Source organism: Microcoleus sp. Pol17C6, from assembly GCF_036701145.1.
In the GTDB taxonomy this organism is placed as follows: domain Bacteria; phylum Cyanobacteriota; class Cyanobacteriia; order Cyanobacteriales; family Microcoleaceae; genus Microcoleus.
Genome location: NZ_JAUBQH010000003.1, coordinates 60,340 through 80,773 on the forward strand (window position 1 = coordinate 60,340; position 20,434 = coordinate 80,773).

Genomic DNA, 20,434 nt, shown 5'->3' on the forward strand with positions numbered 1-20,434 from the left:
ATCTTGCCCGTTCTTAAGGCAGGCAAGATGCCCACTCCCCAATCCAACTCACTCTTTGTGGAACGGGCATCTTGCCCGTTCTTAAGGCAGGCAAGATGCCCACTCCCCAATCCAACTCACTCTTTGTGGAACGGGCATCTTGCCCATTATTAAGGCAGGCAAGATGCCCGCCCCACAATCCAACTCAAACTCAAACTTTTACAGCTTTTTCTAAAGGAAAGCCCAGCTTTTCGCGCTGTTCCAAATAAAGCTGAGCAACTCGCCGCGCCAAGTTGCGAATTTTGGTGATATACCGAGTTCTTTCCGTTACCGAAATCACACCTCTAGCATCGAGCAAATTGAAAGTGTGAGAACATTTTAACACATAATCAAGACTAGGCAAAACCAATCCTTTTTTTGTCAATTGTTCGGCTTCTTGCTCGTACAATCCAAATAGAGTAAACAGCAATTCTGGATTAGAAGCTTCAAAGTTATAAGTACACTGTTCTATTTCTCCTTGCAGGTGAACGTCGCCGTAAGTGATGCCATCTTTCCACTGAATTTTCGTCATCGCATCGACTTCTTGGAGATACATTGCGAGGCGTTCTAGTCCGTAGGTAATTTCAATGGAGACGGGGCGACAGTCAATGCTACCGCACTGTTGAAAGTAGGTAAATTGGGTGATTTCCATACCGTCGAGCCAGACTTCCCAGCCGACGCCCCAAGCTCCTAGGGTGGGCGATTCCCAGTTGTCTTCTACGAAGCGAATGTCGTGGTCTTCTGGGCTAATTCCTAATGCTCTGAGGGAGTCTAAATAGATGTCTTGGATGTTGGGAGGAGAGGGTTTAATTAAAACTTGATATTGATAGTAATGTTGGAAGCGGTTGGGATTTTCGCCGTAGCGTCCGTCGGTGGGGCGGCGACAGGGTTCGATGTAGGCGACTGACCAAGGTTCGGGGCCGATTGCTCTGAGAAAGGTGTGGGGATTCATGGTTCCTGCACCTTTTTCTGTGTCGTAGGATTGGGCGATCAGGCATCCTCGATCGCTCCAGAATTTGTTTAAGGTGGCAATGACTGATTGAAAATTCACTGGTTTAAATATGGTTAGCGAGTGTCTCAACTTATTTAAGCATACTCAAGGCAGGGTTTATTGAAATAAACCCTGCCGAAATCAGATAAGACAGGATTTATAGGGAATTGCCCTACTCTGCTTTTTCCTGTTTGCGTTTTTCTCTTTCGACGATCGCTACTCAAACTATCGAGCGATCGCATTTACGAAGGTGCGGATACAATCAGGAACGACATTACCATCCGCTTTCATCAACCCCTATAGCAATATCACAGTTTCAGCAGATTGATTTCCCCCATTACGAGGGCGAAGATGTAAGGTAATTTCCGTATCGAGTCGCTTGAGGAAAAGCAGTAATTTTCCCTCACTGAACCGTTGAAACTCTCCGTTCATTAAATGAGAGACTTCTGGTTGTGGGATGCCCAGTAACTCGCTCATTTCACGCTGTTCCAAGTTGCGCTGTTTCAACAGACGAAGTACCTGAATTCCAATTTTACCCCGCGCAAAAAGTTCGTCAGCATCTGCCAATCCAAGGTCAGCAAATACATTACCGCTGCTTTCTTCAAAAATGGTTTCTTCTGTCATAATTGTTCCTCTCTCGCTAGTGCGTCTTGATAGCGTTTTTTAATTAAGTCAACATCAGCCTGTGGGGTTTTAATCCCTTGCTTGGATTTCTTTTGAAAAGCGTGCAACACATAGATTTTGTCACCAATCTTGACAGCATAAACAGCCCTGTAAGTATCGGTATCGTAACGTTTGACGATTTCATACACACCGCTTTCCACCCCTTTAAAGGGCTTGGCTGACAAAGGTGTTTCGGGTGCATCTCACTTTTGCAGATACATCAAGTAGAAAGTTGACCATTGAGATAAGCACAGCGAAGAGAAAGGAATTAGGAAACACTCTCGATATTCCACTGCGCTCCCGATAATTTCACCCTTAGTCCAATCCGTTTAATCGTTGATTCTACTGTTCCAGAACCGATAGAACTTAAAGATTCTTCTTTATAGAATCGGTAGTTAACTATGCGGTTGCGATGGAACTCTAAATAATTGCAAAAGGTTTTAAATCCTTTTCTTTTCAACTCTTTAAATAAATTGATAACTTCATTAACTTGACCCGACCATAACAGACTTTCGGCTTGTTTTAATCGTTTCAATGAACCCCCGGCTTTGTACAAATTTTCTTTCAGATGATACCAATCTAAGATTTCTTGTCTTCGTTGGGTCACTCCAATTTCTTGAAACAAGTTCCAAATTCCGGGATGACCATCCCCTATACAATATATAGGATGTAGCAATTTTTGGCTATTACTCCAATCAATTAAATCTTGATTATTTTGAAAGAATGCTCCGCAATAAACATTATCTAAACACACGGCTTTATAATCTTTCCAATAACAGGGCTCACCCTTGTTTTCGTTGCGTAGTCTGACTTTACCTCCATCTAAGGTAATTTCTTGGACTCCTTGTGAGTGATGTAGGCAATTCAAATTCTTGGCTGTGAACTAATCTCTGTAAGGTACTATGAGAAACTGGGATTCCCGTGAATGTTTCTAAATCTTTTTCTCCTTTTTGATAAGACTCGTTGGCGCTGATTATCAGAGCGCACTTTTCCATCATTGGACTGAGTTGACTATAAGGTTTTAGCCCGAAATATTTCGCCTGATTGTCTGTAATATTCAGCAACCCGACTAATGATTTTACGGTTCGCTGTCTTCCGGTTTTAATTCCTGATACTTTTGAAAAAAAAACCTACCTAGTTCGGGTCCAACTTCTTTTAACATTTTTTGACGTAGAGAATTTTCGATACTTTCAAAATTTGAAAGTTCGGTTGAGTGTGTATTTCGGTAAAGAATTTCTGCTACCCCTTTTAAGTGTGCTTTTAGGCGTTGTTGGTCTTCGGGTGTCATTTTTTTACCTCATCTTTTTTCACAGTTTTACTAGCTTTTTCATTTTAGCCCTTTTTCATATATTTGCAAAAGTGAGATGCACCCGGTGTTTCCCCAGCTTGCACCAGTTGTAGCGCATAACCTACCGCTTTTTGTACCTCTTCAGGAAACTCGCGGATATTTTTGCGAGAGTCTCCCATCCAAACAAGAGGTCGTAAAGGCACTTCTATAGTATCTTTGTTATCGACCATTTTATACGAAATTTCCTGTAAAAACCAAGTTTGACAATAGCATAAAATGTTGCCCAGCCTAAAAATCGATTTCCCAAAAAATCGGTTCTTGTGTCATAGTTGTTCCTCTCTTGGCATGGTATAGTACCCATCTTCGATTCGCATCGACAACTCATGAAAACAGACACCATTTTCTACAGCCTGTTTCAAGAATTTCCCAGCTTCTTCTTTGAACTAATCGATCGCCCTCCAGACGAAGCCGCCGCCTATGAATTCACCTCCCGTGAAATCAAACAACTCGCATTCCGCATCGACGGGTTATTTCTCCCCAATACCGAAGAACCTGAAAAACCATTTTACTTGGCTGAAGTTCAGTTTCAACCGGATGCCGACTTGTACTACCGCATCTTCGGCGAACTCTTTCTCTACCTGCGACAATACAAACCCCTCAATCCTTGGCGCGTGGTTGTCATCTATCCCAATCGCCGCATCGAACACGAACATATGCTGCAATTTCAGGAACTCTTAACCAGTCAGCGCGTGCAACGGATTTACCTTGATGAATTGCCAGAAGCCGCAGATTGATCGCTGGGAGTGAAAGTTGTTAAACTGGTAATTGAGCCAGCAGAGACAGCAGCAGAACAAGCGCGGCAGTCGATCGCAATGGCCCGACAACAGTTGTCCGATCCAACCGTTCTACGCGATTTAATTAACCTCATCGAAACAATTATCGTCTACAAACTCCCCCAGAAAAGCCGCGAGGAAATTGCCGCCATGTTGAATTTAAGCGAACTCAGACAAACTCGATTTTACCAGGAAGTCAAGCAAGAAGGCTTAGAAGAAGGACTGGAACAAGGGTAAGGATTCAGGTCACTGAACTCCTTGCTGGGCAAAGACTTTAGATCTGGAGCTTGATGCTAAATAAATCTCTATTCTCAATAAAAGACAAAAAATGACAGTTTTTCGTCCTTTATTGACAATCAACCACGAAAGGCAAAAACCCTTATTTTGCCCTACAACCCTTGCCAGACAAGCGTTGGAGCCGCAAGTTTTTAGACCTGAATCCTTACGAACAAGGTAAGCAGGAAGGTGAGCGGCAGGCGAAGTTAGAAGCCATTCGTCGCACGATAGGGCTGGGGATAAATTTAGAGACGATCGCGCAATTATTAGATTTGTCTCTCGAATTTGTTCGCCAAACCATTAACAAAATCCAACGGGAATCGATGTCACTCCCCGAACAAAATATCGACTCGTTTATCGAACTATTAACTCAGCAGCGATCGCTCTTCGGGGTCGAACAATTAACCGAACTAGCGCAGCTAATTGAACCCTTATCCGATGAGAGCGATGTCCTTTCAGAAGCGATTTCATCCTGGGCTGAAAATTACCCTTCAATTCAGGAAGCTCAAGCCAAACTGCTCGAACCACTACCGCCGGCTAAGGCATCAGAAAAAGCAGCAGTCACCCGAGAAACTAGCGAATCTCAACTCGGCGATCGCCCCAACAAACAAGCTCTCAAAAATGCCATTTTATTGTAGCGCGATCGGCCATATTTCTACTTGCAAATAAACAGAGGCAGATATTGCTGTCTTGCGTCAGGTGTTGAGTGGAAGCGATCGCCAAATTGCCACTAAAAAACAGAATAGTCAGAACCCCGACTTATTGAATAAGTCGGGGTTCTGACAGTGAAAAAGTTGAGATTACTTTCTAGTTTAGTCTGCAGGAGCGAGGGAAACTAACAGAGTGATGTTGTCAACGCCGATGACATAAACCGTGTCTCCCGGTGTGAGAGTGATTTGGCGATCGCACCGTGCGGGCCACCAGCTACCTTGGAAGCGGACGCGACCTGTTTGATTCGGGTAAATCGATTCATCGACGACTGCTTCTTCGTTGAAATAGTTAAAATTGGTGTTGATGTAGTTGTCGATTAACATATTCTTTTCTGTGCTGTAGGTGTGAGGAGAAAAAATAGAACCGAAAGCTTTTATTACGTTAAACATTTTCTTGACTCCTTTTGTGTTAATATATATCGAATTTGAGTCGCCTATTGATGCTATTTGAAAGGTTGCATTTCCGGGTGGTTCATGCTCTGATTTAGTCTGCGGGAGCGAGGGAAACTAACAGAGTGATGTTGTCAACGCCGATGACATAAACCGTGTCTCCCGGTGTTAGGGTGATTTGGCGATCGCAACGTGCGGGCCACCAGCTACCTTGGAAGCGGACGCGACCTGTTTGATTCGGGTAAATCGATTCATCAACCACTGCTTCTTCGTTGAAATAGTTAAAATTGGTGTTGACGTAATTTTTGATGAGCATATTGTTAGCGCCGCTGTATCCTTGGGTAGAGAAAATCGAGCCGAAAGCTTTTACTACGTTGAACATGATATTTACTCCTGTTGTGTTAAAATATGTGGATGTGTAATTGTCTGTTTATGCTATTTGAGAGGCTGCATTTCCTCGGTTAAGATTGATTGATGGCCTTGATATTTCATTGTTCTTGCCTTCCGTTGTTTTATCAGGATAAAAGGCGAAGAATTTTTGAAATGTTGAGGGGATTTGAGAAGCGGTTGCGGGGAGTATAAATCCAGTAATTCCGAGGTATTGAATTAAGGATTTCATGGTTGAGTAGTTGGTGGGATTTACCTTAAGGGTAGATGTGGTTAGCTACATTAGAGATTGTCTGATTCCGCATTACTGCTGCTGTGAATATCTGTGATTTTGGAGTTTGACTTTTGGGTTGAATTTTTTGATTGGGTTGTGACTCACTTGCTTTACATTTACTAATTTGCCAGGAGTCGAATATCTTTGGTGCGATCGCCAGTCCACTTTCCGAGTCTGGTACTGGCACATGACACTCGCCAACCTGCCAACAACGATTTTGCAACGGTTTTGACCTACCGAACAGGCTTGTAGCTGTGCCAATTTAGCCAACTGGACTACCGCGAACAGTGAACTATGAACTTACGCCGTCTCGATCGCCCAATCCGGAATATCCATACATATCTAGTCGGTGACTTACGCACCAAACCCCTAAAAACCCGGTTTCTGACACCCTGTGCGCCATAAGGAGCCCGTAAGCGGATCTATGATATAAGCAAGTAAACTTCGCCTCTCACCCGCCCTCCCCATGCGATGTTGATTTGTACCTACCTATTTAGGCATAGAAAATAGGCGATCGAGATTGACGCAGATATCAGGAGGCCGTAGGAGTTTTTGATCTATGCAGCTCGATCGCACCCTGTTATTCAATTATTGAACAGGTCGAACTTAAAATCCATTCATAAATTCAGAATATTAAATTCATAAAAGTCATAATTATAGACAACCTGCTTGATACTGCATAATTGTTACAGGAATTCTGAATAAAGTTTTAGCTAATTGAGACAAACCAAACTTAAATTTAAGCGACTGCGGCAATTCTTGTACGGAAACTTCTACGAACCCAAAGCGAGTATAAAATGATGCGAGTCGCTTTCCCAAACATTCTAAATATAGCGGTTCTGTAGCTTGTTGAATTAAATATTTTGTGAGGTAGCTTCCCAAACCTCGATCGCGCCAATCTTTCGCCACCACCAAACTGCCCAATTCTTGCGCGCCCGCAAAGTTCCGCAACTGCCCGCAAGCTGCCAATTTTCCCTCGCATTCGATGACCCAGAATTGCTCCCAGCGCAACTGAGTTGGATCGAGTCGGGCGCTCCACACTAATATTCTAATTGATTTGATGTCTTGAGCTGATGCTGGGCGGATGGCGCATTCAGACGGCAACGAAAAACAACTTTCATTCATTATGATTCCATAAAATTAGCTTTAAGTAGGTAGGCGCTGTAAAACACAATTATGTTAAGGATTGTAAAGTATCCAAATGCCCTAAGCGTGGCTAAGTTAGCCCTGTTGACATATTGTTACATAGCTCGGTTTAATCCCGCTTACCTACTTAACTACCCTCAGGCTTTTTTCAAGCTATACCGTAGGGTACAGAGTAATCTTTATGGGCTGGGACAACGCCGATGGCTCTTGGTCATTGCTCCCGCAGTCAGATGCCCGACACCAATGACAAATGACATTTCTAATACCCAGGCGGGCGTTGAAAAAAACCAGTTACTTGAGTTAACTTTTCCGCAATCTCTAGCAGTTTCAGATCGCTTCCACGCCGTCCCACCACTTGCACGCCGATGGGTAGTCCTTCTTTTGACTGGGTAAAGGGCAGCACTACGGCAGGGTTGCCAGTTAAATTGAAAATTGTTACGTAAGCACCTATTGTTGTCCAATAAGAGAACTCGCGACCATCCACCTCAATGGGTTCTCCTGGCTGACGGTGGGTGAAAGCAGGCACTGGCACCACTGGACACAGCCAAACATCCCAATTAGATAAGAAACTTTCGATATTAGCAATCAGAATATCGCGCTCAATGAGGGCGTTGACATATCGTTGTTGCCGTTGAATCTGCGTCAGGTGTGGCTGGGATAAACCCAATTCAAAATTATAAATATTGAAGTAAGTATCACGTACCGCATTGCTATCAAAATTTGGCGGCTCGTTGTGTTGCTCTACACAGCATCCTATATCTGTCAGGGATGATGCTAATTTCTCTAGAGCAGCTTTGGTTTGAGCTGTGGCTGGAATCTCACCAAAACCTTCTGTCCAAGCGTAGCGGTACGATTGTAGCGTGGTTGCTGGGTTAACTTGTTTGGATATCGGTATTACTTCTGGCTGGCGGGGGTCTGGATCTTGAATCAGTGACAGGCACAATCGCAAGTCTTCTACAGAGCGGGCAAGAGGTCCTATTGTTTGTAAGTGGTGGATAGTTTTAGGTGTTCCTGGTAATTCTGGAATATGTCCAAATGTTGAGACGCGATTCTGGCTTGGTTTCAAGCCGAAAATGCCACAGAAGTGAGAGGGAACGCGGATTGACCCACCAATATCACTACCAAGTTCAAGAGGGGATAACCCCGCAGCTATAGCACTCGCTCCACCTCCTGTGCTGCCGCCTGGCGTATATTCATGGTTCCAGGGGTTGTTTGTTCTACCAAACAGAGGACTGTTGGTCTGAAAGTTACCAGCTAGTTGTGGTGTATTCGTCTTGCCCAAAATAATTGCTCCTGCAGCACGCAGTCGAGCGACGACGGTAGCATCTTGCTTTGGGACATAATTAGCTAAGGGTTGATAACTGCTGGTTGTGCCTAATCCTTTGGTTTCGAGGGTGTCTTTGATAGTTACGGGTACTCCATGTAAGGGCCCCCAATTTTCTCCTTGAGCTAATGCTCGATCTGCCACTTTCGACTGCGCGATCGCATTTTCCGCATCCAGAGTCACAATCGCATTTAGTGCTGGGTTGTATTGAGCAATCTGACTCAAATAAGCTTCTATTACTTCTGTTGAAGAGACTTGACGAACGCGGATTGCTTTTGCTAATTGATTAGCAGTTAAATAAACTAAATCATTCATTATAATTAACTCTTGTTATCAATACCTAAGTAGGTAGGCGCTGTAAAACACAATTATGTTAAGGATTGTAAAGTATCCAAATGCCCTAAGCGTGGCTAAGTTAGCCCTGTTGACATATTGTTACATAGATCGGTTTAATCCCGCTTACCTACTTAGTAAATTTATTCTTATTTTCCGGGTCGAGTTCCAGAGGGTGCATTTAAGTATAACTTCAATCACTAGAAATTATACCAGCTAGCCGCTTCAAAATGCGAAAAACCTCGTAAAGTTCATTTCCGGGATTCGCAATATCGAAAAGTTTAGAGACGGCATACTGCGGTGTGTCTCGTTTGGTCATTTTGATAAATCGAAAGCTGCTACCATTCGTCAGAAGCCCAAATGTTACAGGTTCGGGGCTGGGGTCATTCAGCATATAAAATAGTAAGTGAGGAAGCCCAGCTTCAACCGAATATTGAGAGCGTTTTGCTTCGATCGCAACTACCCAAAAAGATTTCAGCAATAGCAGGGCATCGATGCTACCCTTGACAATTGTATCTTCATCTTCAATAGTCAGTTCTACTGATTTTTCTGCCTCTATGTGAAAGGGAGTCAAGTAGAAATCTGCTAAAAATAGCAAGGGAGCCAGTAGCACCATTTTTACGGTATCTTCCAGCATCGCGTACTTGACACTGTTGATATAACCTGCTTTTACGTTGTCGAGCGCTCGCTTTTTGTCATCGCTAATTTCCGGTAAATCGTCAATCCACTCCCGGAAGAATTGCTCGTCTTCACAAAGTTGAAAATTAAATTTTGTTTCGACATCTAGCAGAGTCAGTGTTTTTGCTTGAATGCTTTGTTTCATAGTTTTATTTAGTTATTTATTAGTTGTAATTTATTGTAGCATATCAACTGTCAATCGCCTCCAACAACACCTCCGCGCCAAACCTTACCGCATCGGTACAAGGCAATCCCGTTTCTGCTTGAACTTCAGCTATTGCTAACAGCGCATATTCCTGATTTAAGTGATGAGTGTTGAGGGCAATCGCGCTCACTTTTCCCCCTGCAAAAGCACCCGCAGCAGCAGCAACCATTTCGTACAATTCGACCACTTTCGATAAATTGGGAATCGATACGTGCGGGTGATTGCGAATGCTAGTTTGTCCGGCTCTGTGGGCTAAAATTAAGTGAGTTGGCTGCGAACCCCGCAACAGTGGCAGAGTCGCCGTCGAACCCGGATGCAATAACGAACCTTGCCCTTCTACGTGCAGAATATCGCATTCAGAACCCAATTTAATCACCATTTGTTCGACAGCACCAGCCGCGAAATCAACTCGCACGGCATCCAAAGGAATGCCTTCATTTCCGATCATTAAACCTGTTTGTCCGGTTGCCAAAAATTTGGAACGCAAACCCCGCTGCAAGCAAGTGCGATTAAGTTCCAGACTGGTTGACATTTTGCCAACGCTCATATCTGTGCCGACAGTTAACACGCGGCGGCAGCTTAATTTAGCGGCGGCGGCAGAGGCGATCGCACCGACAGATTTCGGTTCCTGACGCACGTCCCAAATCCATTGATTTTCGGTTAAGGGAACTGTTATCAAAGGTGCAAGTTTTGCGTGCAAACCGTTGACAATTGACAAACCTGCTGCTACCGCTTGATTAATTTCTGGCAGCCATTCCGCAGGCAAAATACCGCCGGAAGGAGCGATACCAATTAGCAGAATATCCGGCGCAAATTGCAGTGCTTCTGCAACGGAAGCAACTATCGGTACTTGTTGAGGAATACCCGTTAATTCAGGTAAAGATTGTCCTGCACATTGGCGGTCTATTACTGCTACAATTTGTGCTTCGCTGTAGCGCAAAAATGCTAAGCCTGTTTTGCCGGAAGGGCCAATAATTCCCTCATGCAGTAAGATAGCAACTTTGCCATTTTTGATGGGATAGTTTTTAGTCATTGGTTCACTGTAAGTAGATAAAGCTTGAAAATACATCAGGCCTGGACGCAGTGAGTGAAACTTTAGTTTTCGCGAGCCGAAGGAAAGCAATCACAAAGTTTATGATAGCTTGATATTCTGTTACATGGTAAAGTTTATTTGCGCCGACATACTTACTTCTATTCTCCAATTTCAATTCGCCGCACTCCCAATCCCGATCGCCCGTTTGGCAGCAAACACCCATTTTCGACGATCGCACCGGTGAAAGGATCGTCTAATAAATTTAAGTGACTGTCCAAATCCAAATAGTCAGCTAGGGGGGAAAGTTGGGCTGCTGCTGTATTTGCGATCGCGCTATCTGAATAGCAGCCGAACATTACTTGCAAATTGCAGGCTTTTGCTGTATGAATCATCCGCATTGCTTCGGTCAATCCCCCTGACTTCATCATTTTGATATTGATGCCGTGGACGCAGTGCGCTAACTTGGGTATATCGGAAGTATTAAAGCAACTTTCATCAGCAAAAATTGGCAGGGGCGATTGACGGTACAGTTCTGAGAATTCCTCCCTATCTGCGAGGGGTGAAAGCGGCTGTTCGACATAATTTATATTATATTTTTCTAGCCAGTGACACATCTCGGCAGCATCTTTTAAACTCCAACCGCCGTTAGCATCAACACTAATTTTAAGGTTAGCTGGTGCTTCATCCAGCACTGCTATTAACATAGCTTGGTCGGCTTCTATTCCTGCGGGATTTCCTAATTTAACCTTAACGGCGCGGTATTTGATACCTGCTGGATCTTTGCCAAACCAATCGCGCACTCTTTCTCTTGCACCAGAGGGCGAATTAATGCCGATTGTGACGGAGGTGGGGACGATGCGCGATCGATCTAATCCCCACATTTTCCACAGCGGCAAGCCTGCTTTTTTGCCCAGCCAGTCGTGCATTGCCATGTCGATGCCGGCGCGGGCGGCTGAGGGTAAGTTGACCTCTGTTAATACTTGTTCGATTTTTTGCCGATCGAACGGAGTAAACTTTTCTAGCAGCGGTGCAACCTCCTGCAATGCGGCTAGCAGAATTTCGGTAGTTTGGGGCCGAGAACCTGTGGAAAACGGCGAAGCTTCTCCCCAGCCTTCGATTCCTTCGTGTGCTAATTTTACCCATAAATTGGTACTTTGGGCTGTTGTACCGCGGCTGATGGTAAGGGCAAACCGCTTGCGGACAGTGAAAGTTTCAATTTGAACGTGCATTGTCAGTGATTGGTTATTTTTTGTAGATAAAAATCCGAGGTGGCGGATTGCGCCGCTATTGCCATTTTTTACTTTTTACTTTATAGTTTGATTTTCCTTGTTCTAGTTTATCAAAAACTTGATGAAATTCCTGATTTCTGTTTCGCCGAAGAGAGTTGCTTTCTCTCTCAGCATTTGGGTGCTCTTCTTTGCTGTTGCTGGTTGCATCGTACAAGTTCTCCGCTACGGTTTTAACTATCAACAACGCTGGATTAGTTTGTTTAACTTAGACAGAGAAATAAATTATCCTTCCTGGTACTCGTCATTTACTTTGCTGTTTTGCGCGATTTTGCTAGGTATTATTGCTAGTGCTAAGAAGAAGCAGGGCGATCGCTATTTTGGACACTGGAAAGCGCTGGGGTTCATCTTTGTATTTTTTTCGTTAGATGAAATTTTGAGTTTGCACGAAATATTAATTATTAACGACTTGCGAAAGGCACTAGATTTAGGGGGACTTTTTTACTTCATTTGGGTAATTCCGGGGACGATTTTTGTTGTGGTTACTGGGCTGGCTTATCTCAAGTTTCTCCGGCACCTACCCCGGAAAACAAGGGATTTATTTTTACTGGCAGGCAGTATATATGTCGGTGGAGCACTTGGCATGGAAATAGTTTGTGGCTATTATGCAGATGCGGTAGGTCAGCGAAACTTGATCTACGGTTTGATGGCTTCTGTTGAGGAAATTTTGGAAATGGTAGGGGTGATCGTATTTATCTATGCCCTGCTGTCTTACATCGGTTCCCATCTTGAAACTATTGATTTGCGGTTGAAGATAGTCGATAATCCAGAGAGGTAAAACTGACGATAAACCAACATTCTTAACGAAATTAAAATCGCAGACTTTATGCCTATCTACTTCTACACTACTGGCAGCGAATACGGCTGTTTTTCTAATTTTTCCAGTCATGGATTTGAGTTAGACGGAGAATATTGGGCAACTACCGAACATTATTTTCAAGCACAAAAGTTTCCCAAAACGGCTCACTGCGACCAAATTCGCCAAGCAAAAACGTCGAAGGATGCAGCAAAAATGGGGCGCGATCGCTCTCGTCCCCTCCGCAAAGATTGGGAAGAAGTCAAAGATGATATCATGAGAAAAGCCGTACTCCGCAAATTTGAAACTCATCCCGAAATTAGAGAAATTTTACTCGCTACTGGTGATGAGGAAATAGTCGAAAATTCTCCTAGTGATTACTATTGGGGTTGCGGCAAAGATGGCAGCGGCAAAAATATGTTGGGACAGATTTTAATGGAAGTAAGGGAAATATTGCGACAACGCACGCCAGAGTAAAACATAATTTTAATTTCCCATCATAAAGCAGGACTTGTTTAATCGTAAGTCCTGCAAAGCTCTAACCGAGCATTTTCCCAATTTTATTAAACACGCTGACTCAAAAATCCGCCTGACCAACTGTCGAATTTTGTGCCAATCTCCTCAGGCTGTTCTGGTAGAGGGTTTAGCCTCTCCGAGAAGACTGCAAAGCAGGGGAAACGGTAAAAACCCTGCACCACCTTTTGATTTCAACAACTACTGTCAACCCGAATTAACTTTTCTCGTCGCAAGTACAGCATTTGTGCGCCAGTCGCCTCCCGGACACCGTTCTCCTTAGGTTGGCGATTCACAGGTCAAACAGCAAAAGTCCTGTTCTGGTTAAAGTTTGTTTTTTATTGATGCTGTATCTTTCTATTGTGTTGGATTTATGTCAAGTTTTAGCTGTTGTACAGAATTCTTTACATTGGTGATTTATTTGGATACAATTGCGCCCCTCTGTCGCAGTTGCTGTTGAATTCGGTTGAATTCTTTCTGTTCTGCGCTTAGCAAAGTATTGTCGATCGGCGATCGCATATCCCACTGCAATTCGGACAATAACAACAAACAGCCAGCCATAATTATTCCTGTGGTTAGATATTGCCAAGGTGCAACAAAACTTAATAGAGGAATGCTAAATAAATGAGTTAGTCCGATCAGGAGAAAAGTGCGCGATCGCAAACCGAACCCCGTCAACAAATAGCCGATCGCGCTCAACCCCAACCACAAATCACAAAGATGCAGCAACAAACCTCCCCAACCGGCAAAAATACTGCAATCAGTCAGAACCAAACCAGTTATCATCAAAATTGCCCAAGAGTAAAGAATCCAGCTAACTCGCTCGACTCTTACCCAAAACAAAGTCAAAACAGCCATTACCGCAGTACCAATTAGAGTCAAACTTGACCACAGAATCGCCTGAAAGCTCCAACTGATGGGGAAAAACTGAGCCGTAAAAAAAATCCCCCCTGTCACCAAACCCCAAAGCAGAAAAGTTTGGTCGATGCGGGTATAAAGTCCTGAGAAAAGAGTAATATTTCCAATTTGCCAGCGGAGTTGCAACAGGCCTTCGCGGTCTTGTACGTCGAGATGTTCCTGTTTGCAGCGGATTAGGGGTTCGGAGGCGTTGAAAAAGGTCATCCAGTGTTGGGGAAAGTATGAAGTTTTGTGTATTGTAACAAGTCTTAAGGAATATTTTTCAGATTTTTTCTTGTTCCCCGGCTCAATCTGGGGACGTAGATTTGGAGGCTCTGCTTGCTGTTTTCCTCAGCAACCGAAGAGGCAGAAGGCTGCGTTAAGCTTTGGACTAACGCAGCCTTGAGGTTTGAGTTCAAGCAAGTCTCCAATTCTTATCTTTTGGAGAATAAATGAAGGCAACATTCACAAGAATTGAGCCATCTTTTTTGCCTGTAGAGTAAATTTGCCACGTACCTGTGGGAACCTGCCGCAGATACGGTTTATTTTTCTTTAGCCGATCGTAGATTGAGCTTTTTGAGCATTTGGTATATTCGGCCGCACGTTCAACTGTGCAGCCCATTTCCACCGAAACTGCGATCGGCTGGGTGAACAGATTGAGCTGTTCGCTGTTATAATTAGTCATGAGAAATCCTCGGTCTATATAGACCATAAACAACATGAGAGTCCTACTGGTTGCACCCAGTGGCTCCCGAAAACTGATAAGCAATTGAGAGCGTCTCTAGTACCACCTAGGGGCGCTTGTTTGCTTGTTAAAGGCAGTCTAACACTGCTTTGCAAAATATACAAAGATATACACCAAAATTGACGTATTTTTTTTTAAACCTATGGTAAATTAGACGTATAAGCTTTAAAAGCCTTGTATAACAAGCATTTTCTCCTTCCCGGCTCAGCCTGGGGAAGCTGATCCGGAGGCTCTGCCTCCTGTTTTCCTCCGCAACCGACGAGGCGGAGCCTCTGGATATGGGTTCCCAGGCACAGCCGGGGAACCAGTTAAACCAAATAGATATTATGAAAAATACATTTATCTCTCGATTTACTCCTAGCTTGATGTCACCAGAAACCCTGGAAGCTATCTTAGTACAGCGTCACGCACTGGCAGAACGTTTAGTAGAGCTAATTCGGGTGAGCGCGCTAACAGATAACAAGCATTTTCAACTGCTAATTGGGCCGCGCGGCATTGGCAAAACGCACTTGGTTTCCCTGATTTATCATCGCGTTGTTAAGATGGAAGATTTGCGGGATAAATTGCTAATTGCGTGGCTGCAGGAAGAGGAATGGGGGATTGCGTCTTTTTTGGATTTATTGCGGGGAATATTCCGGGCACTTGCTAAAGAATATAAGCCAGAATATGAAGCTCAGTTACATGATGATGTTGAAAAGCTTTATGATTTGTCGCCGGAGCAAGCTGAATTTAAGGCCGCTGAATTGCTGAGAGACTTTGTTGGCAAGCGGGTGCTGTTGTTGATTGTCGAAAATTTAGAGGACGTGTTTAGCGGCTTGGGGGATTTCGGGCAGAAGCAGTTGAGGGCGTATATTCAAAATAATTTTTTTTTGACAATTTTGGCAACATCACAAAGTTTGTTTTATGCAGTCAAGCTCTCTAATAATCCTTTTTATGATTTTTTTGATTTACATGAATTAGATGAGTTTAAGCTCGATGATGCTGTAGCTTTATTAAAGCATATTGCTAACTTAGAAGGGAATAGTGATTTAGCATCTTTTATTCAAAGTCCCACAGGGCGCGATCGCATTAAAGTTGTGCATTACCTTTCTGGTGGCAGTCCTCGCGTCTATATTGTTTTTTCGGCTTTTCTGATGACTCCTGAATCGCTCGATAAATTGGTAGAACCGTTCATGGAAATGCTGGATAGCCTCACGCCATACTATCAGGATCGGATGAAATATCTATCAAATCAGCAGCGAAAGATTGTTGACTTTTTGTGCGACAGAGGTGGTGCCGCACCAGTAAAAGAAATTGCTAAACGCTGTTTTATCGAGCAGCGAACTGTATCTAGCCAACTTAAAGATTTGCGAGATAAGGGTTATGTTAAAACTGAGGAAATTGGACGGGAATCGTGGTATGAATTGCGGGAACCATTGATGCGTTTTTGTCTGGAGGTAAAAAAGCAGCGCAATCAACCGATTCGATTAATTGTGGATTTTATTCGGGTTTGGTATACGCGGAAAGAATTGCAGCAGCGATTGGGATTGAGGATGGCGGATGTTGATTTGGCGGAGAAAGAATGTCATTTTATGTATCGGCAAGGTTTGAAACCGATTCCACCTGATGCTGTGATGGAACGAGAATATTATACGCGGGCGCTTGAGGCTATTGAGAGAAATGAGGAAGACCCGCGTCTGAAGGCTTATGTTGATGAAATTGGAAATTGTATTGAACAGAAAGACTATGTTTCGGCTTTAGCATATGCGGAAAAATTGGTAGCAAGTCGCGGCGAGGCAAGGGATTGGGTAGAAAAGGGACGCTGTTTAAATAGCCTGGAACGCTACGATGAAGCTTTAGAATGTTTAGAAAAAGCTATTGAAATTGACTCGAATTATGCCAGGGCTTGGGCGAATCGAGGCGATGTACTCGAAAGTCTTAAACGCTATGATGAAGCCTTAGTATCCTACGAGAGGGCGCTCGAACTTGACGAGGATGATCCGTGGCATTGGGCTAAGCGAGGTTATCTACTCAACAACCTCAAACACTATGAAGAAGCCTTAGAATCCTTTGATCGGGCGCTCGAACTTGACGAGGATGATCCGTGGGATTGGGCTAGCAGAGGCGATGTACTCGACAACCTCAAACGCTATGAAGAAGCTTTAGAATCTTACGATTGGGCGCTCGAACTAGATGCCAATTATCAGTGGGCTTGGCGTATGCGAGGTGATGTACTCAACAACCTCGAACGCTATGAAGAAGCCTTAGAATCTTACGATTGGGCGCTCGAACTTGACGAGAATGATCCGTGGGCTTGGGTTAACCGAGGGGATGTACTCAACAACCTCGAACGCTATGAAGAAGCCTTAGAATCTTACGATCGGGCGCTCGAACTGGATGCCAATTTTCAGTTGGCTTGGTTTCTTCGAGGTCTTTTACTCGACACACTCAAACGTTATGAAGAAGCCTTAGTATCTTACGATCGGGCGCTCGAACTTGATGCCAATAATCAGTCTGCTTGGAGGTGGCGAAGCTATGTACTCAACAACCTCAAACGCTATGAAGAAGCCTTAGAATCTTACGATCGGGCGCTCGAACTTGACGAGAATGATCCGTGGGCTTGGGTTCAGCGAGGTCATGTACTAGACGACCTCAAACGCTATGAAGAAGCCTTAGTATCTTACGATCGGGCGCTCGAACTTGACAGCAATTATGAGTGGGCTTGGTTTAGCCGAGGCTGGACGCTGGATAATCTCGGCCGCTATGAAGAAGCTTTAATATCTTGCGACAAAGTGATCGAACTGGGTTCTCAACATTCATCTGTCTTCTTCAACCGTGCCATTGCTATTCTCGGGTTGAATCGCTGGGATGAAGGCATCGCCGCCTTAGACGACGCATTCCAACGCCTCGAACCAGGCGATGAAGCTGAGGCAGATGATGCCAAGTTAATTATCAACAACCTATTCGCGAGCACACACAATCTAGCGATATCTCAAACTCGCATCACCAGCCTGATAGCCGTTTATGAAAAACACAAATATCTCTCAATCTTAGGACAGGGAATTGTGCGAAACATTCCTGCGCTAATGTCAGAAATGGTAAGCGACAAAGCCGCCCGCACTTGGTTAGAATTATGGCAAGAACTAACCACCAACTACGAACAATTCCTAATTCCTATCCGCCTGCTGAATGCGGCTGTCCGCTATAAGGACACAAAGGGCGACAGACGAGTTTTGCTAGAACTTGCCATAGAAGAACGCAATTTATTAGAACCATTGGTCTCAACCAAACCCGAATAAGTAAAACAGGATTTACACACTCCCACAAATAAACCGGGTTTTTTACCGAATCTTCGAGTACGAACGAAGTATTTTCGTAAAAAAAACGGTTGCTGGGTCCCATGCGTAAGTCCTATAAAATAGGTATAAAATAGAAATTGATGATACTAGCAAAGGACTCATCCCCATGACCGCAACAATTCCAACTAAAACCTCAGCAGAAATCATCTACCCAGACAGCGACGCCAAACCCATGTCAGACAATACCAAACAGTTTGAACTAATTGTCACCATTCAAGGCGGAATAGATGCCTTATACAAAGACAACGAAAATGTCTTTGTAGCCGGTGATTTGCTGTGGTATCCCGTCGAAGGCGATAACAAAACTCGCCAAGCACCTGATACGATGGTAGTGTTTGGCAGGCCGAAAGGTTACAGAGGTTCCTACCAACAGTGGCTTGAAGATAATATTGCGCCGCAAGTTGTCTTTGAAATCATCTCCCCCGGCAACCGCATGACAGCAATGTTTAAGCTGTTTAAGTTCTATGAAAATTATGGAGTCGAAGAATATTATGTCTACGATCCAGAGGATAATGAGTTAATGGGTTGGGTGCGAAGTGACGGACAACTCAACTATATTGAATCAATGGAGGGTTGGGTGAGTCCGCGTTTGCAGATCCGTTTTCAAACTGCATCGGGAGACTTGGAAATTTATCGGCCTGATGGACAGAAGTTTTTGTCTTATGTGGAGTTGTCAAGACAACAGGAATCAGCACAGCGACAAATGGAACAAGAACGGCAAGATAAAGAGTTAGCACAGCAAAAAGCCGATCGCCTATCGGAAAAATTGCGAGAAATGGGCATAAATCCAGAGGAAATTTGAAACTTTTAGAGACCACCGACGCTTGAAACCGCCAGATTTCTTCAACCAGCGAAGGCGAGTTTTGTCTGTGTAGACGCGGTTTGAAGCGTCGGGTATTTGAATCACCTATAATAACTTGACATATCAACAACTCTCCATGCAAAATCCCCGCCAAATAGCCTTTCTCGCACTCCGCGAAGTCCACCGCCGCGGTGCATTCGCAGATGCGGCACTCGATCGCGCTTTCAGCAATTCTCAACTCAACGACCTCGATCGGCGTTTAGTGACAGAATTAGTTTACGGTAGCGTCAGGAGAATGCGATCGATCGACTTCATCATCGACAAACTAGCAACAAAGAAATCCTCCCAACAACCGCCCGAACTCCGTACCATCCTACATTTAGGGTTATATCAACTCGAATATCTCAACCAGATTCCCCCCTCCGCCGCTGTCAACACCACCGTTCAACTAGCAAAAGAAAACGGATTTTCAGGACTCAGCAGTTTTGTCAACGGTTTGTTGCGCCAATACATCCGTTTAACAGATAACGGCTTAAATCCATTAACAGTTACTAATTATAAATCAACCGTTGAACGCCTAGGAATTTTGCACAGCTTCCCCGAATGGCTGGTGAAATTGTGGATAGAACAAATAGGCGAAACCGAAACCGAACAACTCTGTGAATGGTTCAACCAATCTCCCACAATAGACCTGAGAATCAATCCTTTAAAAAGCTCGATCGCCCAAATCGAAGCTGCCTTCAAATCCCACAACATCTCAACTAGCAGAATCCCACACTTGCCACAAGCATTAAGACTAAATGGCAGCATCGGCGCAATTCAAAACCTCCCCGGATACAGCGAAGGTTGGTGGACAATCCAAGACAGCAGCGCTCAATTAGTCACCCATTTACTAGGGCCCCAGCCAGGAGAAACTATCATCGACGCCTGCGCCGCACCGGGGGGAAAAACCACCCACAGCGCCGAATTAATGCAGGATGAAGGCACTATTTATGCCTGCGACAAAACCGCCAGCAGACTCAAAAAACTTAAAGAAAATGCAGACAGACTCCAGATGAAATCCATTAAAATTCATACCGGAGACAGCCGCCATTTCCCAGAGTTTGTTAACCTTGCAGACAGAGTTTTACTAGACGCACCTTGTTCTGGCCTGGGAACCCTCCACCGCCGCGCCGACGCCCGCTGGCATCACACGCCCGAAAACATTCAACAACAATCTCAACTGCAATCGGAATTACTAGCAAATGCAGCGACATTTGTCAAGTCCGGCGGCGTATTAGTTTATGCAACTTGCACCATTCATCCCTTGGAAAATGAAACAGTTATTCGATCGTTCTTAGACAGCAATCCTCACTGGCAAATAGAACCGCCAACAATTGATTTACCCGTACAGCCATCACCCGAAGGATGGGTGAAAGTTTGGCCGCACAGACATCACATGGACGGCTTTTTTATGGTGAGGCTAAAGCATTTGAAAAAGCAGTAAAGTCCTTACTCCAAACCGATAG

At 44.2% G+C, this 20,434-nt stretch carries 21 protein-coding genes and 2 pseudogenes; 8 read left to right on the plus strand and 15 right to left on the minus strand.

Features of this window, described 5'->3' with window-relative positions:
* Positions 1 to 190: 190 nt before the first annotated feature.
* The 5 genes and pseudogenes from glyQ to QUA25_RS02440 form a co-directional block, all read right to left on the minus strand.
* Positions 191 to 1,069, minus strand: a complete 879-nt coding sequence (gene glyQ / locus QUA25_RS02420; RefSeq protein WP_190660228.1) for a glycine--tRNA ligase subunit alpha — start codon at positions 1,067 to 1,069, stop codon at positions 191 to 193.
* A 237-nt stretch (positions 1,070 to 1,306) separates the two neighbouring features.
* Positions 1,307 to 1,633, minus strand: a complete 327-nt coding sequence (locus QUA25_RS02425; RefSeq protein ID WP_293297862.1) for a helix-turn-helix domain-containing protein — start codon at positions 1,631 to 1,633, stop codon at positions 1,307 to 1,309.
* Complete coding sequence (locus tag QUA25_RS02430; protein ID WP_333035275.1) at positions 1,630 to 1,857, minus strand: type II toxin-antitoxin system RelE/ParE family toxin; 228 nt, start codon at positions 1,855 to 1,857, stop codon at positions 1,630 to 1,632. The genes QUA25_RS02425 and QUA25_RS02430 overlap by 4 nt, the downstream gene beginning before the upstream one ends.
* Before the next feature lie 83 nt (positions 1,858 to 1,940).
* A pseudogene (locus tag QUA25_RS02435) lies at positions 1,941 to 2,960 on the minus strand (ISKra4 family transposase).
* Positions 2,961 to 3,004: 44 nt separating this feature from the next.
* A complete protein-coding gene (locus tag QUA25_RS02440) occupies positions 3,005 to 3,190 on the minus strand; it encodes a hypothetical protein (RefSeq protein WP_333035276.1) in 186 nt (61 codons plus the stop codon).
* Positions 3,191 to 3,343: 153 nt separating this feature from the next.
* Here QUA25_RS02440 and QUA25_RS02445 point away from each other — a divergent pair.
* Together QUA25_RS02445 and QUA25_RS02450 are read left to right on the plus strand one after the other, a co-directional pair.
* Positions 3,344 to 4,027, plus strand: a pseudogene (locus QUA25_RS02445) (Rpn family recombination-promoting nuclease/putative transposase); the annotation flags it as partial.
* A gap of 164 nt (positions 4,028 to 4,191) precedes the next feature.
* On the plus strand, positions 4,192 to 4,707 hold the full coding sequence (locus QUA25_RS02450) for a hypothetical protein (protein ID WP_333035277.1): 516 nt from the start codon (positions 4,192 to 4,194) through the stop codon (positions 4,705 to 4,707).
* A gap of 174 nt (positions 4,708 to 4,881) precedes the next feature.
* Here the strand turns inward: QUA25_RS02450 and QUA25_RS02455 are convergent, their stop codons facing one another.
* The 8 genes from QUA25_RS02455 to QUA25_RS02490 all read right to left on the minus strand — a co-directional run bounded on the left by QUA25_RS02455 (position 4,882) and on the right by QUA25_RS02490 (position 11,778).
* A complete protein-coding gene (locus QUA25_RS02455; RefSeq protein WP_333035278.1) occupies positions 4,882 to 5,169 on the minus strand; it encodes an NfeD family protein in 288 nt (95 codons plus the stop codon).
* Between the two features lie 94 nt (positions 5,170 to 5,263).
* A complete protein-coding gene (locus tag QUA25_RS02460; RefSeq protein ID WP_333035279.1) occupies positions 5,264 to 5,551 on the minus strand; it encodes an NfeD family protein in 288 nt (95 codons plus the stop codon).
* A 48-nt stretch (positions 5,552 to 5,599) separates the two neighbouring features.
* Positions 5,600 to 5,788, minus strand: coding sequence for a hypothetical protein (locus QUA25_RS02465; RefSeq protein WP_333035281.1), 189 nt, complete (start codon positions 5,786 to 5,788; stop codon positions 5,600 to 5,602).
* 696 nt (positions 5,789 to 6,484) lie between these two features.
* On the minus strand, positions 6,485 to 6,955 hold the full coding sequence (locus QUA25_RS02470) for a GNAT family N-acetyltransferase (protein ID WP_333035283.1): 471 nt from the start codon (positions 6,953 to 6,955) through the stop codon (positions 6,485 to 6,487).
* 280 nt (positions 6,956 to 7,235) lie between these two features.
* Entirely contained in the window at positions 7,236 to 8,615 is a 1,380-nt protein-coding gene (locus QUA25_RS02475) for an amidase (RefSeq protein ID WP_333035285.1), read from the minus strand.
* 211 nt (positions 8,616 to 8,826) lie between these two features.
* Positions 8,827 to 9,456, minus strand: coding sequence for a restriction endonuclease subunit R (locus tag QUA25_RS02480; protein WP_333035287.1), 630 nt, complete (start codon positions 9,454 to 9,456; stop codon positions 8,827 to 8,829).
* Positions 9,457 to 9,499: 43 nt separating this feature from the next.
* Positions 9,500 to 10,549, minus strand: a complete 1,050-nt coding sequence (locus QUA25_RS02485) for a DUF1611 domain-containing protein (RefSeq protein WP_333035289.1) — start codon at positions 10,547 to 10,549, stop codon at positions 9,500 to 9,502.
* Positions 10,550 to 10,707: 158 nt separating this feature from the next.
* Entirely contained in the window at positions 10,708 to 11,778 is a 1,071-nt protein-coding gene (locus QUA25_RS02490; protein ID WP_333035291.1) for a dipeptide epimerase, read from the minus strand.
* A 121-nt stretch (positions 11,779 to 11,899) separates the two neighbouring features.
* Here QUA25_RS02490 and QUA25_RS02495 point away from each other — a divergent pair, with 121 nt between their 5' ends.
* The 3 genes from QUA25_RS02495 to QUA25_RS02505 all read left to right on the plus strand — a co-directional run bounded on the left by QUA25_RS02495 (position 11,900) and on the right by QUA25_RS02505 (position 13,427).
* The gene (locus QUA25_RS02495; RefSeq protein ID WP_333035293.1) at positions 11,900 to 12,613 is read left to right on the plus strand and encodes a hypothetical protein; all 714 of its coding nucleotides are present in this window, start codon (positions 11,900 to 11,902) and stop codon (positions 12,611 to 12,613) included.
* Positions 12,614 to 12,661: 48 nt separating this feature from the next.
* Entirely contained in the window at positions 12,662 to 13,108 is a 447-nt protein-coding gene (locus QUA25_RS02500) for an NADAR family protein (protein ID WP_333035294.1), read from the plus strand.
* 130 nt (positions 13,109 to 13,238) lie between these two features.
* Positions 13,239 to 13,427, plus strand: a complete 189-nt coding sequence (locus QUA25_RS02505) for a hypothetical protein (RefSeq protein ID WP_333035295.1) — start codon at positions 13,239 to 13,241, stop codon at positions 13,425 to 13,427.
* Positions 13,428 to 13,561: 134 nt separating this feature from the next.
* Here QUA25_RS02505 and QUA25_RS02510 read toward each other — a convergent pair whose 3' ends face one another.
* Both QUA25_RS02510 and QUA25_RS02515 read right to left on the minus strand, forming a co-directional pair.
* A complete protein-coding gene (locus QUA25_RS02510) occupies positions 13,562 to 14,266 on the minus strand; it encodes a hypothetical protein (protein ID WP_333035297.1) in 705 nt (234 codons plus the stop codon).
* 190 nt (positions 14,267 to 14,456) lie between these two features.
* On the minus strand, positions 14,457 to 14,726 hold the full coding sequence (locus QUA25_RS02515) for a hypothetical protein (protein WP_333035299.1): 270 nt from the start codon (positions 14,724 to 14,726) through the stop codon (positions 14,457 to 14,459).
* A gap of 386 nt (positions 14,727 to 15,112) precedes the next feature.
* Between QUA25_RS02515 and QUA25_RS02520 the strand changes: the two genes are divergently transcribed.
* From QUA25_RS02520 to QUA25_RS02530, 3 genes are all read left to right on the plus strand, one after another.
* A complete protein-coding gene (locus QUA25_RS02520) occupies positions 15,113 to 18,064 on the plus strand; it encodes a tetratricopeptide repeat protein (protein ID WP_333035302.1) in 2,952 nt (983 codons plus the stop codon).
* A 166-nt stretch (positions 18,065 to 18,230) separates the two neighbouring features.
* Positions 18,231 to 18,926, plus strand: a complete 696-nt coding sequence (locus tag QUA25_RS02525) for a Uma2 family endonuclease (protein ID WP_333035304.1) — start codon at positions 18,231 to 18,233, stop codon at positions 18,924 to 18,926.
* A gap of 136 nt (positions 18,927 to 19,062) precedes the next feature.
* Positions 19,063 to 20,412, plus strand: coding sequence for a 16S rRNA (cytosine(967)-C(5))-methyltransferase (locus QUA25_RS02530; RefSeq protein ID WP_333035482.1), 1,350 nt, complete (start codon positions 19,063 to 19,065; stop codon positions 20,410 to 20,412).
* Positions 20,413 to 20,434: the final 22 nt, after the last annotated feature.